General features: G+C 69.0%; 13 protein-coding genes. 9 read left to right on the top strand and 4 right to left on the bottom strand.

Features of this window, described 5'->3' with window-relative positions:
- The coding region (locus AB0P35_RS39310) for a hypothetical protein (RefSeq protein ID WP_363520809.1) at positions 1-228 on the top strand (228 nt) is incomplete at its 5' end.
- 187 nt (positions 229-415) lie between these two features.
- On the opposite strand, the gene AB0P35_RS39305 is transcribed toward AB0P35_RS39310, so the two are convergent.
- The 3 genes from AB0P35_RS39305 to AB0P35_RS39295 form a co-directional block, all read right to left on the bottom strand.
- Positions 416-2,755 carry an alpha-L-fucosidase gene (locus tag AB0P35_RS39305; protein WP_363520806.1) on the bottom strand — a complete coding sequence of 780 codons (2,340 nt, stop codon included), beginning with the start codon at positions 2,753-2,755 and terminating at the stop codon, positions 416-418.
- Between the two features lie 109 nt (positions 2,756-2,864).
- Positions 2,865-4,346, bottom strand: a complete 1,482-nt coding sequence (locus tag AB0P35_RS39300; RefSeq protein ID WP_363520803.1) for an RICIN domain-containing protein — start codon at positions 4,344-4,346, stop codon at positions 2,865-2,867.
- Positions 4,347-4,453: 107 nt separating this feature from the next.
- Positions 4,454-4,579, bottom strand: a complete 126-nt coding sequence (locus AB0P35_RS39295; RefSeq protein WP_363520800.1) for a hypothetical protein — start codon at positions 4,577-4,579, stop codon at positions 4,454-4,456.
- Between the two features lie 511 nt (positions 4,580-5,090).
- Between AB0P35_RS39295 and AB0P35_RS39290 the strand changes: the two genes are divergently transcribed.
- The gene (locus AB0P35_RS39290; RefSeq protein WP_363520797.1) at positions 5,091-5,534 is read left to right on the top strand and encodes an alpha-L-fucosidase; all 444 of its coding nucleotides are present in this window, start codon (positions 5,091-5,093) and stop codon (positions 5,532-5,534) included.
- A 420-nt stretch (positions 5,535-5,954) separates the two neighbouring features.
- Positions 5,955-6,116 carry a hypothetical protein gene (locus tag AB0P35_RS39285; protein WP_179419796.1) on the top strand — a complete coding sequence of 54 codons (162 nt, stop codon included), beginning with the start codon at positions 5,955-5,957 and terminating at the stop codon, positions 6,114-6,116.
- Positions 6,117-6,191: 75 nt separating this feature from the next.
- Here AB0P35_RS39285 and AB0P35_RS39280 read toward each other — a convergent pair whose 3' ends face one another.
- The gene (locus AB0P35_RS39280; RefSeq protein ID WP_363520794.1) at positions 6,192-6,992 is read right to left on the bottom strand and encodes an FCD domain-containing protein; all 801 of its coding nucleotides are present in this window, start codon (positions 6,990-6,992) and stop codon (positions 6,192-6,194) included.
- A gap of 365 nt (positions 6,993-7,357) precedes the next feature.
- On the opposite strand from AB0P35_RS39280, the gene AB0P35_RS39275 reads away from it, so the two are divergent.
- Genes AB0P35_RS39275 through AB0P35_RS39250 form a run of 6 tightly spaced genes read left to right on the top strand, consistent with a single transcriptional unit; the run spans position 7,358 to position 13,902 of the window.
- Entirely contained in the window at positions 7,358-8,713 is a 1,356-nt protein-coding gene (locus AB0P35_RS39275) for an ABC transporter substrate-binding protein (RefSeq protein ID WP_363520792.1), read from the top strand.
- Positions 8,710-9,618, top strand: a complete 909-nt coding sequence (locus tag AB0P35_RS39270) for a sugar ABC transporter permease (protein WP_363520790.1) — start codon at positions 8,710-8,712, stop codon at positions 9,616-9,618. Before AB0P35_RS39275 ends, AB0P35_RS39270 begins: the two co-directional genes overlap by 4 nt.
- The gene (locus tag AB0P35_RS39265) at positions 9,608-10,582 is read left to right on the top strand and encodes a carbohydrate ABC transporter permease (protein WP_257019630.1); all 975 of its coding nucleotides are present in this window, start codon (positions 9,608-9,610) and stop codon (positions 10,580-10,582) included. The genes AB0P35_RS39270 and AB0P35_RS39265 overlap by 11 nt, the downstream gene beginning before the upstream one ends.
- A 32-nt stretch (positions 10,583-10,614) precedes the next feature.
- Positions 10,615-12,615, top strand: a complete 2,001-nt coding sequence (locus AB0P35_RS39260) for a hypothetical protein (RefSeq protein WP_363520786.1) — start codon at positions 10,615-10,617, stop codon at positions 12,613-12,615.
- On the top strand, positions 12,612-12,962 hold the full coding sequence (locus AB0P35_RS39255) for an L-rhamnose mutarotase (protein WP_095878025.1): 351 nt from the start codon (positions 12,612-12,614) through the stop codon (positions 12,960-12,962). Before AB0P35_RS39260 ends, AB0P35_RS39255 begins: the two co-directional genes overlap by 4 nt.
- A gap of 37 nt (positions 12,963-12,999) precedes the next feature.
- Complete coding sequence (locus AB0P35_RS39250; protein ID WP_363520783.1) at positions 13,000-13,902, top strand: amidohydrolase family protein; 903 nt, start codon at positions 13,000-13,002, stop codon at positions 13,900-13,902.
- Positions 13,903-13,973: the final 71 nt, after the last annotated feature.

Raw genomic sequence — 13,973 nt, 5'->3', positions numbered from 1 at the left:
CGGGGGGGGGGCGCGGGCGGGCCCGCGCGCCGCCCCGCCGCGCCACTGGTCCGGGCCGTCCCGACCGAGCGCCTCACAGCCGTCGAGGACCCCGCACGGCACCGGCTCCTGCACCGGTTCGCCACCTGGCACGCGGACCGTTACGCCACCGCGCACCCGCCCAGCTCCTCCTGCGCTGGTGCATGGACAACGGCACCATGCCCCGACTCGCTCTGCCACCCCGTGTGATCAAGCAGGACCAGGCCCCGATGCACCAGCACCGCCGCCTCGCCGCCCTCCACCGCCACTGCCCGCACCCGTCGCTCTCGGAAGGACAACGACTTCTCAGGCCGCGCTGCTGGACCGCTTGTTGGTGCCCGTCCGCGCGGCGCTGGCGGAGGGAACCGCCGGCGGTCTCAGCAGGGCGGGGCGTCCGTCAGATGGCGAGGATCTGCCAGTCCTGGTTGTCGCCGCCGGTGGTGGGCCATTGGATGACATGGGCGCCGTCGGCGGTGGAGGCGTCCTTGACGTCGGCGCACCAGCCGTTGCGGAGGTTGACGAGCCGGTAGTAGCCGCTGGTCGCGGAGGGGACGAGCTGCCAGCACTGGTTGTCGCCGCCGTTGCCGGTCCACTGGTCGAGGTTCGCGCCCTGGGTGGAGTTGCCGGGGCTCTCGAGGACCTTGCCGCTCTTGACGTTGGACAGCCGGTAGGACCCGTCCGAATTGGGCACCAGCTTCCACTGCTGGTTGGTGCCACCGGTCCAGGGCCACTGGACGAGGTCGGCGCCGTCGGCCGTGGAGGCGTCGATGACGTCCATCACTTTGCCGCTCCTGCGGTTGACCAGTTTGAAGGTGCCCAGGTTCGCGCCGAAAGGCCGGTCGTAGACCTCCAGGTTGCGGATGGACGCCCATACACCGTCCGGTAGCCCGGTGACGGTGACGCGCACGTACCGTGCCTGGGTGCGGAACTGGGAGACCTGGACCTGGGTGGTGCCGGTCGTGGCGGTGAGGTCGGCCAGCGTGGTCCAGCCGGTGTTGTCGGTGGAGCCCTCGATCTTGTACCGGTAGTTGGCCCCGTCCAGCTCCCAGGCGATGCGGGTGCCGGTCAGGGAACGGGTCGAGCCGAGGTCCACCTTGAGCCAGTGGCCGGTGTTGCCGTCGTTGGCGCACCAGCGGGTGGAGGTGGCCCCGTCGACCGCCTTGGCCGCGGTGTTGCCCTTGGATGTCTCCTCGCTGTCGGCGGTCGCGGTCTTGCCGGCGGCGATGTCGGCCGGCTGCACGCTCCGGTCGAGGACGACGCCGATGACGCTGTCCTGGGGGTGGGTGGTGCGGTCGATGCCGGTCACGGTGACCCGGCCGTCCGCGCTGACGGTGCAGGAGAGGGTGCCGCCGGACCGCACGTCGAACACGCGGGTGACCTGCGCGTCGCCGACCGGCGGGGTGGTGAAGGTGGTTCCGCTGAAGCCGGGCAGCAGGTGGACGTAGAAGGTGTTGCCGTTGTAAGTGAAGCCGTACTGATCGTCGACCGGGTTCCACGGCCCGCCGCGCGTGCCGTAGATGGACTGGCCGTAGGCGGTCATGAAGGTGCCGATCTGCCGCAGCAGGCCGGCCTGGGGGTCGGGGACGGTGCCGTGCCGGTCCGGGCCGACGTTGACCATCACGGTCATGTTCCGCACCCAACAGTTGACCAGGATGTTCAGGGCGGTGCCGTAGCCCATGACAGGGGAGTTGGAGTAGCCCCACGTGCCACCGACGCTGAAGACCTTCTCGACGAGCCTGCCCGTGCGGATCGCCCCGCTCGGGACCCCTGGGCCCTCGTCGCTGTCGTAGTCGCCCTTCCAGCCGGAGCGTGAGGTCGCGACGATGTCGGGCTGGTGCTTGCGGACCATGCCCATCAGTCCGAGCGGGTTGCCGCCGGAGTCCGTCTCGCTGTACGCGGCGTCCACCGGCCACTGGTTGGCGGTGTCGCGGAACCGGCCGGGTTCCCAGAAGAACGCGCCGGCCGCGTCGGTGCCCTGCTCCGCGATCCAGCCGCCGTCCCACCACAGGTCGTCGATCACGCCGTACTGGGTGACCAGCTCCTTGACCGACTGGTACACCTCCGTCTTCATGATCCGCGCGTTCTCCTTGTGCGCGGGATCGGTGGTGTAACCCCAAGGGTTCGTCGCGCAGTTGGTGCCGGTCACGTCGTAGTAGCCGGGGTAGCGCCAGTCGATCGGCGAGTAGTACAGGCCCACCCTCAGACCGGCCGCCCGTACCGCCGCGACGTAGTCCTTGACGAAGTCACGCCTGAGCGGCGCCTGCCCGGAGTGCCAGCTGTTGGGGTGGTTCAGCGGCCACAGCGCGAAGCCGTCGTGGTGGCGGGCGGTGAGCGTCGTGTACTTCGCCCCGAAGTCCTTCGCCAGCTGGGCCCAGGCCGCCGGGTCGTAGGCATCGGCGGTGAACTGCTCGCTCGTCGCGTCGGTGAGGTATTTCTGGTAGTTCGCCGGGGTGACCGCGGCGTTGTGCATGTACCACTCACCGTTGGCCGGGCCCGCGTACACGCCCCAGTGGATGAACATCCCCAGCTTGGCGTCCATCAGCCACTGGATCTTGGAGTCCGGCTGCTGCTCGAGGCCCAGATCGGCATGCGGGATCCGCAGGGGAGGGAGCGGCAGCGGGTCGGCGGTCGTCGCGGCGTACGCGGGCGTCATCATGGCGACGGAGCCGACCGTGGCGGCCACCGTCATGGCCGCCATGCCGACGAGAACCGATCGACGCGGGATGGAATCCGGCACTGTAACTCCTTCTGTTCGACCTTGAACGAGGTGTTGAGGTTGTCTGCGCCTGTCGCCCGGCGGCCCTCACGTGAGCCACCCACCGGCCGGGCCCCCTGCTGTCAGCCGGTCAGGACAGGGTCCAGCTCTCGCTGGCAGCACTTGCACTGCCGCCGGCCTCCTGATCCACTGCCACGCCCTGCGAGGTCGAGCCGCCGGTGCCCGTGGTCAGGCCACTGCCGACGCCGACCAGTACGTACTTGCTGCCGGTGAGATCCAGCGCCCACTGCTGGTTGACGCCTCCGTTGCAGGTCCACTGCTGCAACTGCACGCCGGTGCCGGTCGAGTAGCCGGGGACGTCCAGGCACAGTCCGCTGTTGACGCTGGTCAGCGTGTAGATGTTGTCCGCCACCCTGGTGAGCGTCCATTTCTGGTTGGCACCGCCGGTCGACGGCCATTGGATGACCCCGCCTCCGTTGGAGGTGGAGGCGCCGGACACATCCAGCAGCATCGAACTGGCCGCGTTGGTCAGGGTGTAGGTGCCGGCGGAGGGGATTCCGCTGCCGGCTGACCAGGTGCCCGCGGCCGTGTCGAGGGACCAGGTGGGGTACTGGCCGAGGTTCACCGTCGTCCCCCTGATGGTCAGCGGGAGCCAGATCAGCTTGGAGTTGCCCAGGTCGCCGGTGTTCCAGCGGTCCCCCGCGTAGATGTACGTGGTGCCCGAGGAGCCTTGGACGGTGATGATGTTGGCCGTCTGACTGTCGTACGTGTTGGTGCCGGGGGCGGCCAGGTCCCTCCAGGACGACCACGGGCCGCTCAGGGACGTGGCGGTGGCGTAGACGTTGTCGTTGGTGTACCAGCCCGACAGATGCGACCCCAACAAGTAGTAGGTGCCGCCGCTCTTCACCATGGCCGGGGACTCGATGCTGCCCCCGCCCAGGAGCGCGACCGCGCTGTCCACCGAGAGGTAGTCGGCGGACAGTCTGTCGATCCGCAGGCCGCCGTTGTTGCGGTCCTCGGTCAGCAGGTAGCCGGTGCCGTCGGTCTCCTGGAACAGACCCAGGTCACGGCTGACGTTGCCCAGCGGCCGGAAGCTGCCCCGGTAGGTGTACGGGCCGCAGGGGGTGCTGCTGGTGGCCACACCGGCCTTCGCGTCGGAGTAGTCGGCGTTGTCGATGTGCAGGTACATCACGTACGTGCCGGTCGACGCGTTGTAGATGACCTTCGGTCGCTCGACGATCCGGTTCGGCCCCAGATCGCCGCTGCTCTGCTTGGCCAGTGCCACGCGCTGGTAGGTCCAGGTGCCGAGGTCGCTGGAGGTGTAGCAGGGGATGTCCTGGAACGAGGTGTTCGCCGACGTCTCGCCGGTCTTGTCCTCTCCGAAGCCGTACCAGGTGCTCCCCACCTTGACGATGCCCAGCCCGTGCAGCTGGAGTGTGTTGCCGTTCTGGTCGGTGCGGGTGGCTCCCAGGGTGAATCCCACGGAGGCCGCGTGGGCCTGTGTGGCGGGCAGCAGCACCGTCCCGAAGGCGCCGAGCAGGGCGAGAAGCCCGGCGAGTGCGGTTCGCCACAGGCTGACCGACCGGCCGTCGCATGAAGGACTGGGGGCCAAGGGTTCACCTCTCCTATGAGGACGTGTTGCAGCGGGCACGGTCACGACCGGTTGCCGGCAGACGTGCGGGGCATCAAGTGGGCCAGAAGGCGGGCTTACCGGACGGGTCACCGCTGCGGCGAACCTCGTGTGGAGCCGCACAGCGGTTCGTCGGAAGGCTGGTGTCGGCCGCCGATCTCGATCTTCAACAGCTGCAGGCCGGCGCCGTAGCAGGGGTTCAACAGGTAGTCCATGTGCCGATTGCGCAAGGGGAGCGGAACCGACCAGAACCGATCGAGATCAAACACCCTCGGCGATACAGCAAAACGCTGAGCCCGGGTTCATGTCAAGCTTCTCGCGCGGAGAGCAATCCGATGAATCTCTTGCCTTTGGTGTGGGTTCGACGAATTGACGCCACGTCGATCGGGGTGCGGAGTGGACTGTCGAGATCGGAGGAGAGGGGCACTTCGCCGAGACCACCTGCAAGTTCTTCGGCGGCGCAAGAACTTGCTCGGCGTCGAAGGCGGTCGAACTCCTCCGGTGGGGTGGGTGCGGCAAGGCTGGCCGGGTGAGAAACATCGGACATATCCCTGTCGCATCTCTTGACGCGCCGCTCCAACGGGCGCGATACATGTAGCTGACCGCAGCGACCATCCCCGTGTGTCCCAGGACCATCGGAGCAATTCATGTCACGATCCATCAGTCATAGAACTGCTCTCACGGGCTCGGCAGTTGTGACCGTCGCCGGAGTGGTCGGAACCGGCAGTGCCCCCGGCCGTCGCGGCGGTGGCCGAGGGCGACCCGCTGCCCCTCGTTCCGCTGCGCACCCCGAAGCTGGACCGGGGAACCTGGACCAGGGGGCCTGGCAGCAGCCGGACAGCAGGATCCAGTGGATGCGTGACAACAAGCTCTCGATGCTCATCGACTGGGGCGTCTACTCCGCACCGGCGCAGGGCGTGTGGCACATGTTCGGCTCGAAGACCAAGCCGGCCGCCTACCAGGGCGCAGTACCCCGCTTCCTTCGCGACCCGGTCGCAGTCCTTCGATCCCGCCGCCTGGGCCCGGCTGGCACGCGACCTCGGCGCCGGAGAGGTGGTGCTGACGATCCGTCACCACGACGGCTTCGCCCTGTGGCCAGCCGCCACCTCAACGCCTGGACCGCCGCCGCACCCTTCACCGTCGGTACCGACTTCGTCAAGGCCCACGTGAACGCGGTGCGGGCTGCCGGTCTCTACTACTCGCCGATCGACTGGCGCTACCCCGGCTACTACGCCGCAACCGGGGCGAAGCCGCCGAACCCGCGCTCAGCTCCGACCGAGTGCTTCCGGGCAGCCTCTACCCGTGGAACCACGAGGGCTCCGATCCGGCAGGCTTCGGCTACCGCGAGAACGCCCGCATTATGAAGAACGAGGTGCACCAGTCGGTGCGGGAGCTGGTCACCGACTACGGTGCGGTCGACGACATCTGGTGGGACGGCGGCTGGCCGGCGCAGCAAGGCACCGACGCAGACGGGTCCTTCTTCTGGGCGTCCGGTCAGTACCGGGACCCCGCCAACGGCTGGTCGGTGGACCCGGCGTACGGCGAGAACGAGCCGGGCCCCGGCAGGGCACTGGGGCTCACCGGCCTGGTGTGCCGGCACCAGCCGAACGCGGTGTCCAACTCGCGGCCGCGCTCGGCGGCCGACCGCCCATCAGCCGGACCGCCGCAAGCGACTACCGGATCGTCTTCGACCAGCCGCCCGAACCACTCGCGGACATCCCGCAGCAGCTCACCTTCGAGGACTTCGCGTAACCGAGGCCCGAGACACCACACCTGGCGGGCCGTGCCGAGCGAACTGTGCCGGCCCTCCGCCGGCACAGTTCGTCTCTATCCGAACAGGCGTCGCTGGATCTCCCGCCGGTAGTCCCCCAGCGTCCGGTCGAGGTGTACCGCTGTGGCCGCGGCCGCCTCGTCGGGGAGGCCGTCGCGAATGGCCAGGTAGATCGCCTCGTGCTCCTCGACCGCGGCCCTGGCGGCCTCGCCGAGCATGTCGTGGATGCCGATGGAGCTGGACTGCCGCTGCAGTCGACGGGCATCGCGCACGGCGCTGAGCAGGAAGGTGTTGTGCGCGGCGGTGGCCACGGCCGTGTGGAAGTCGTCGTCCGCCTGGTTGAACACGTCGACCTGGCTGTGGACGACCCCGTGCCGGCACTGCTGCGTGGCGACCTCGATGGTGCGCAGCTCGGCCGGTGTGGCCCGGGTGGCCGCGAATCTGGCGGCGGCCGTCTCCTGAACCTTGCGGAATTCGAAGAGCATGAGGACGTGATCGAGGTCGACCGGCCGGAAGAAACCGCCCCAGCGGCTGGTGATGAGCATGCCCTCGTCGTCGGCGACGAACAGACCGCGCCCCTTGTGCGCCCGGACGCGGCCGAGCGCGGAGAGGATCTTCACGGCCTCCCGCACCACCGCCCTGCTGGTGTTGAGCGTCTTGGCCAGATCGTGCTCGGTGGGCAGCCGGTCGCCCGGTACCAGGCGTTCCCCGGCAATGTACTCGAGGATCTGCTCCGACACGATCTCGTATCCGGGCCGGTAGTCCCGCTGCTCCTCGCCCGAGCCGTTCACCGCCGCCGCGACGGCGGGAGAGGCCTGCGGTGGCAGGGCCGCTTCGGTCGTGGGCGTGTCGTTCATCTTTCCTGCCTCCGGGATGACTGGCGCGAGGGGCGACTGATCGCTGTGGAGCTGGCTCATCGTAGCGCAGAGAGCTATAAGTCCTACTCATTCTTCGAAGACTGTCGGTGAGAGTCGACGGATAGAAACGGACAAATAGGGGTGTCCCCGGCATAAGGGTGCGGATATGGCGGGTCGCCAGTCTGAAACTGCTCGGAATAGATCTGCGCGAACCCTTGACGGCGCTTTTGATAGGGCGGCTAATTAATCCCCGAGGGCGGCAGTGGAACAGCGGCCCTCGCTACCCGACGCCCGACCGGGATGGCCCGGCGTCGCCCCACCCCCACCTCCCGTCCCCGTTCGGGGCCTCTGCAGTGGAGTCGCTCATGACCGTCAACAAGCCTCCGGCCGTCGCAGTGTCCAGCAAGAGACGGCCGGTGTTGCTGGCCGCCTGCGCGGTCACCTTGGCAATGACCGTGGCCGCCTGTGGTGGTGCGGCTCCCGACAAGACCACCAAGGACGGCTTCGCCCAGGCGGCGCAGACGGACGGAGCGGTGACGGTCTGGGTCGACTCGACCCGACTGGCCGCCGCGAAGCAGTACCAGGAGCTCCACCCCGAGGTGAAGCTGGACATCGTCACCTACGATGGCGACGCCAACGGGTCCAACTACCTCCAGACCAAGGTCCAGCTCTTCAACCGGACCGGCAAGGGTTGGCCCGACGTCGTCTTCAGCTCCCAGAACAACGAGGCCACCTGGGCGGTCGACGCCGGCTTCGCCGCGCCGCTCGACAAGGGTCTGATCCCGGCGGAGACCCTCGGGCAGTTCGCCAAGGGCGCCAACGACGTCTGCACGGTCAACGGCACCGTCTACTGCCTGCGCAACGACCTCTCGCAGGCGGTGCTCTGGTACAACGCGCCGCTGATGAAGCAGTTCGGCTACACCGTCCCGAAGACCTGGGAGGAGTACCAGGCGCTCGGCGAGAAGGTGGCCGCCGAGCACCCGGGCTACCTGGTGGGCGACGCGGGCGACTCCTACACCCCCGAGATCTACCTCTGGGCGAGCAAGTGCGAGGCCAACCACATCACCGGTCCCAAGGCCGTCACGGCGAACACCAGCGGTGAGAACTGCACCAAGATGGCCAAGCTCATGGACGGGCTGATCAAGAACAAGTCCATGTCCGTCAGCGGCGTCTTCAGCACCGAGTTCGCCAAGAACCAGGCCGACAAGGTCCTGCTGATGCCCGGCCCGGCGTGGTACGGCGGCGCGGTGTTCAAGGACACCCTGAAGACCCCGGACAAGACGATCGCCGTGGCCCCGATCCCCCAGTGGCAGGGCGAGACCGCGCCGTCCACCGGCAACGTCGGCGGCGGCACCTGGCTGCTGTCGCAGCACTCCACCCACCTCAAGGCGGCCACCGACTTCCTGAAGTGGGTCACCACCGACAACGCCTACCAGGGCGAGAAGTCCCCCGGCTTCCCGGCGTACGCGCCCGCCGCCGAGAACTGGCTCAAGGCGCAGGGCACCTCCGGGTACTTCGCCGGTGACCTCGGCGCCCTCAAGGACGCCTCCTCCCAGGTGTGGCCGGGCTGGGGCTCGGGCCAGTACAGCCAGGAGGCCATCTGGGCCGCCACGGTCAAGCCGGGCCTGACCCAGGGCCAGACCATCGGGTCCCTGCTGCCCGCCTGGCACGACGCGATCGTCAAGCACGCCGAGTCGTTCGGATACAAGGTCTCGTCGTGACGGTCACCTCCTCCTCGGCCGGCTCTGGCCGGCGCCCCCGTGGCGCCGGCCAGGGCTGGGCCGGCCCGGCTTTCGTCGCCGGTTACGCACTTCTGCTGGTCGCCTTCGGCGTCCTCCCGATCGGCTACGCGATCTGGTTCGCCTTCACCGACGCGGGCGGCACGTTCACCGGCTTCACGAACTTCATCACCACGGCGCAGGACTTCCGGTTCGTGGACGCGGTCGGCCACGTGGCTGTCTACCTGCTGTTCTGGCTGGTCTCGCTGGTGGTGTTCGTGGTGGGCCTGGCGCTGCTGCTGCACCGCCTGTCCTCCGGGCGGGCCAGCAAGACGCTCCGCTTCCTGTACTACATCCCCGGGGCGCTGGCGGGCGCCGCGAGCGTGCTGGTCTGGCTGTTCATACTCGACCCGACGGTGAGTCCGGTCAGTTCGCTGCTGGGGGCGCTGGGGTTCGACACCTTCGGCGCGGTCATCGCACCGGACAACCTGCCGGTGCTGTTCACCATCATCGCGTTCTGGACCGGCGCGGGCGGCTGGATCGTCGTCATGTACGGCGCGCTCAACAACATTCCCCAGGACGTGCTGGAAGCCGCGCGGATCGACGGCGCGGGCGCCTGGAAGACCGCCTGGCACGTGCAGATCCCCATGCTCCGCAAGTGGATCGTCTACATGGTGATCCTCGCCTTCGCGGGCGGTGCCCAGCTCTTCGTCGAGCCGCAGCTGCTCTCCCTCGCCAGCGTGGGTGTGGCCGGTCGCGACTACTCGCTCAATCAGCTGACCTACGATTTCGCCTTCCAGATGAACAACATCAACGGCGCCGCCGCGGTCTCGATGGAGCTCCTGGTCGTCAGCGTGTCGGCCGCCGGTCTCTTCGTCGCACGGTCGAGGTTCTTCGATGCCGACTAATTCTCCAACCACTCACGTCGCCGTCTCGTCGAACACGGAACGGGAACCGAGCGTCACGAGCCGAGCGCCACGCCGGGCGCCGCGGTGGGGACACCGCCCCGTACGGCGCGCGTCGTACCGGCTGCTGACCGGCTCCGTCCTGGCCGTGTTCGCGGTGTTCTTCGTACTGCCGGTGCTCTGGCTCGTCCTCGCGGCGACCAAGACCGACCAGCAGCTGGTCCACGACCACCCGCTCTCCTTCGGCTCCTGGGGCGCGCTCGCGGACAACTGGCACGCGCTGAGTGGATTCCAGGACGGCGCGATCCTGCTCTGGCTGGGCAACTCCGCCCTGTACGCCGTCATCTCCCTGGTCATCACGCTCTGCGTGTCGGTGCCCGCGGGATACGCGCTGGCCATGACCGAGTTCCGCGGCCGGAAGACCCTGCTGGTCTCCACCCTGGTCGTCATGCTGATGCCGACCGCCACGCTGGTGGTGCCGCTGTTCCTGGAGCTCAACGCGGCACGCCTGATCGGCACCATGTGGTCGATCATCCTGCCGTACTCGTTCTACCCGTTCGGCGTGTACCTGACGTACATCTACTTCACCACCGCCGTACCGAAGGACCTGCTGGCGGCCGCCCGGATCGACGGCTGCTCCGAGTTCGGCGTCTTCCGCCTCGTGGCACTGCCGCTGGCGACACCGGTCATCGCGCTCGTTGGCTTCTTCAGCTTCGTCGCCAACTGGACCAACTACTTCCTGCCCTACGTGATGCTCCCCGAGAGCGACCAGATGCCGGTCCAGGTGGGCGTCGGCAACCTGCTCACCAGCGTGCCGCAGTTCAACCCGACCGCCGGTTCGCTCGCGATCGAGCGCCCGCAGCTGGCTCTCGCGACGCTGGTGGCCATCACACCGGTACTCGTCGTCTTCCTCTTCGCCCAGCGCTTCCTGGTCAGCGGGATGCTCGCCGGAGCCACCAAGGAATGACGCTCGCGCCACCCCGATCGGAGATCCTCCCCATGTCTCACAGCTCCACCGATCCCTCGCCGGGCGGGGACGCCCCGGCGCCCCTCCCCGAGATCCAGGCCGGGGTACCACTGCTCGAACCGCCCGGGTGGGCGGTGGCGCAGCGAGCGCTGTTCGACCTGCTCGACCACAGCTGGCGCAAGTTCGCCCGGGACTTCACGGGCCCCGACGGCCGACTGAACTACAACGGCCGGCTGACCACCCGTGACGGTGTGGACGACTTCTACGAGGTCTTCTTCAACTGGCCCCAGCTCTACCTGCTCGGCGGCGCCGACGACCTGCTGGCCGCCAGCGCGAAGCACTGGGAGGGCGTGACCAAGCACCTCACCGAGCTGGACATGCTCAAGGACGAGTACGAGCGCGGCTACGACTGGTTCCACCAGGGCGAGAGCCTGCTGCTGCTCTACTTCCTGTGCATGGCCGACCCCGAGCGCTGGTCCGAGCGCGCCCTGCGGTTCGCCGAGCTGTACGTCGACCCGGTCCACGGCAACTACGACCCCGGGCACCGCATCGTCACCCGCCCGCACAACGGCAGCGACCCCGACCGGCAGGGCCTGTCCGACGGCGACGTCTACCCGTGGCTGCAGAAGGAGGCGGCGACTTACGGCTACCCGCTCGAATGGCTCCCCGAGGCGCAGGACGGCCCGTACCCGCTCGACTCGGACCCGCGGCTCGGCGCGCAGATGCGCGAGCGGATGGGCTTCGGCGACACCGCGGTCAACCTCGCGGTGGCCGGCCTGGTGCTCAACGCCTGGATCCTGTCCGGCGAGCAGCGCTACCGCGACTGGATCGTCGAGTACGTCGGCGCCTGGCGGGAGCGCACCGAGGCGAACGGCGGCGTCCTCCCGGACAACGTCGGCCTGGACGGCGTGGTCGGCAGCCGGCTCGAAGGCCGCTGGTACGGAGGCCACTACGGCTGGTCCTGGCCGCACGGCTGGCACAGCGTGGGCCACGCGGCCTGCGTGGCGGCCCTCGCCGCGGCGGTGTCCACCGGCGAGGACGACTACCTCTCGATGGTCGGGACCACGCTCGACGAGATGATCTCCCGGGCCAAGCTGATGCCGCACGCCGAGGCGGACTCCAGCCTCCCGGCCAAGTGGGCGGTCGAACTCGCCGGGGACTTCGACAAGCCGACGCTGCACCTCCCGTTCCGGCACAACGACTCGGGCTGGTTCGACTACAACCCCGTCACCCTGCCGGTGCCGATCGCGCTCTGGCACCACAGCGCCTCCGAGGAGGACCGCGCCCGCATCGAGAAGCTGCGCGAGGCGGACCCGCTCGACTGGAGCACCGTGCGCTCGTTCCGGGCCAAGGAGGAGTCCGGGCACGAGAAGGCCTGGTTCGCCTTCCTCGCCGGCGACGACCCCGGCTACCCCGAGCGGATCCTCGCCGCCGCGCAGGCGCAGGTGCGCCACCGGCTGCGGCGGATCGACCGCTACCGCGACCTGGACGTGGACGAGGCCGACATCCACGTGTGGCAGCAGTGCAACCCGGTGGCCACCGAGGCCCTGGTCCAGCTGACCTGGGGCGGTCCCCAGGTGCTCTACAACGGCAGCATCCAGCAGGCCCGGCTGCGCTACCACGACGCCGAGGCCCGCCGCGCGGGGCTGCCGCAGGACGTGGCCGCCCTGGTCACCTCCATCGACCCCGAGGCGACCACCGTCGAACTGGTCAACCTCTCGCCAGACAAAGATCGGACGATTATCATTCAGGCGGGTGCTCTCGCCGAGCACACCATCACCTCCGTCCGCTACACGACGTGTACGGACGAGGGCTGGATCGGTGACATGTACGACTACGGTCACACCGAGCCGGTGGTCGGCGAGGCAGAGACGGCCTGTTCCGGCGCGTACCTGACGGTCCGGCTGCCCGCGTCCACCCGGATCCGGATGACGCTCCGGCTGGAGCTCCGCACCCGTACCCCCAGCTACCGCTCGCCCTTCGGAACCTCGGCCGACGTGCCGAACGCCGAAACGTCGGAGGAATTCGCATGAAGCGCTTCGCTCAGACCATCAAGCTCCGGCCCGAGCACCGCGAGGAGTACCTGGAACTCCACTCCGCCGTGTGGCCCGGGGTCGAGGCGGCGCTGCACCGGGCGAACATCCGCAACTACAGCATCTACCTCCACGGCGACGTGCTGTTCGCGTACTACGAGTACCACGGCGAGGACTTCGACGCCGACATCGCGGAGCTCGAGGCCGACCCGGTGACCCAGGAGTGGTGGACGCACACCGACCCCTGCCAGGAGCCCTTCCCGGACCGGGGCGACTCCCGCCAGTGGACGAACCTTCCCGAGGTCTGGCACCTGAGCGAGCCCGGCGAGCAGCCCACCGCCGACTGACCCGCCCACTCCAGACCGACCCCACCCGGAGCCTCCCGTGACCTCCACCCAGCCGCCCGTGCTCATCGACGCCCACCACCACCTGTGGGACTTGGCCCGGCGCCCGCAGTCGTGGCTCGACGAGCCCGGCCTGGAATCGATCCGCCGCACCTTCACCCCGGACGACCTGCGCGCCACCGCCACCCAGGAGGTGGCTGGCCGCCGGCTGCACAGCACGGTGGTCGTGCAGTGCATCCCGGACGTGCCCGAGACCGAGGACCTGCTCGCGCTCGCCGCACAGGAGCCGCTGATCGACGCCGTAGTCGGCTGGGTGGACCTCACGTCCCCCGGGGTCGGCGACGACCTCGACCGGCTGCTCGCCGGACCGGGCGGCAACTACCTCCGCTCGCTGCGCAGCCTGGTCCAGGGCGAGTCCGACCCCGAGTGGCTGCAGCGGGCCGAGGTCGGACGCGGCCTGGCGGCGGTCGAGAAGCGAGGGCTGGGCTACGACGTGCTGGTGCGCAGCCACCAGCTCGACCAGGCGATCCGGCTGGCCGAGCGCTTCCCCGGCCTGCCCCAGGTGCTCGACCACGCGGGCAAGCCGGATATCGCCGGCGGCGAACTGAGGGAGTGGGAGAGCCGGCTGCGCCGGCTGGCCGGGCATCCCCAGGTGGTCTGCAAGGTGTCCGGGCTGATCACCGAGGCCGACCACGACTGGTGGACCATCGTCGACATCCGGCCGGTGTGGGACGTCCTGCTGAGCGCCTTCGGCCCCGAGCGGCTGATGTTCGGCTCGGACTGGCCGGTGGCGAACCTCGCGGGCGGCTGGAACCTTTGGGCCGCCACTGTGCACGAACTGCTCGACGGGTGCTCCGCCGACGAGACCTCGGCGATTCTCGCGGGCACCGCGACCGCCTTCTACCGCCTCACCCGTACCGAAGAGACTCGGGAATCACGATGACGCTTGCTGTTCGTTACACGGCTGCTCGGACGTTGGACACGGCCGTGGTCGGGCCGTGCGAGCCCGGTCCG

The organism is Kitasatospora sp. NPDC085879 (genome assembly GCF_040686255.1).
Classification (GTDB): domain Bacteria; phylum Actinomycetota; class Actinomycetes; order Streptomycetales; family Streptomycetaceae; genus Kitasatospora.
Note: the sequence above shows the minus strand (reverse complement) of the source record. Positions and strands in the feature narration are given on the sequence as shown.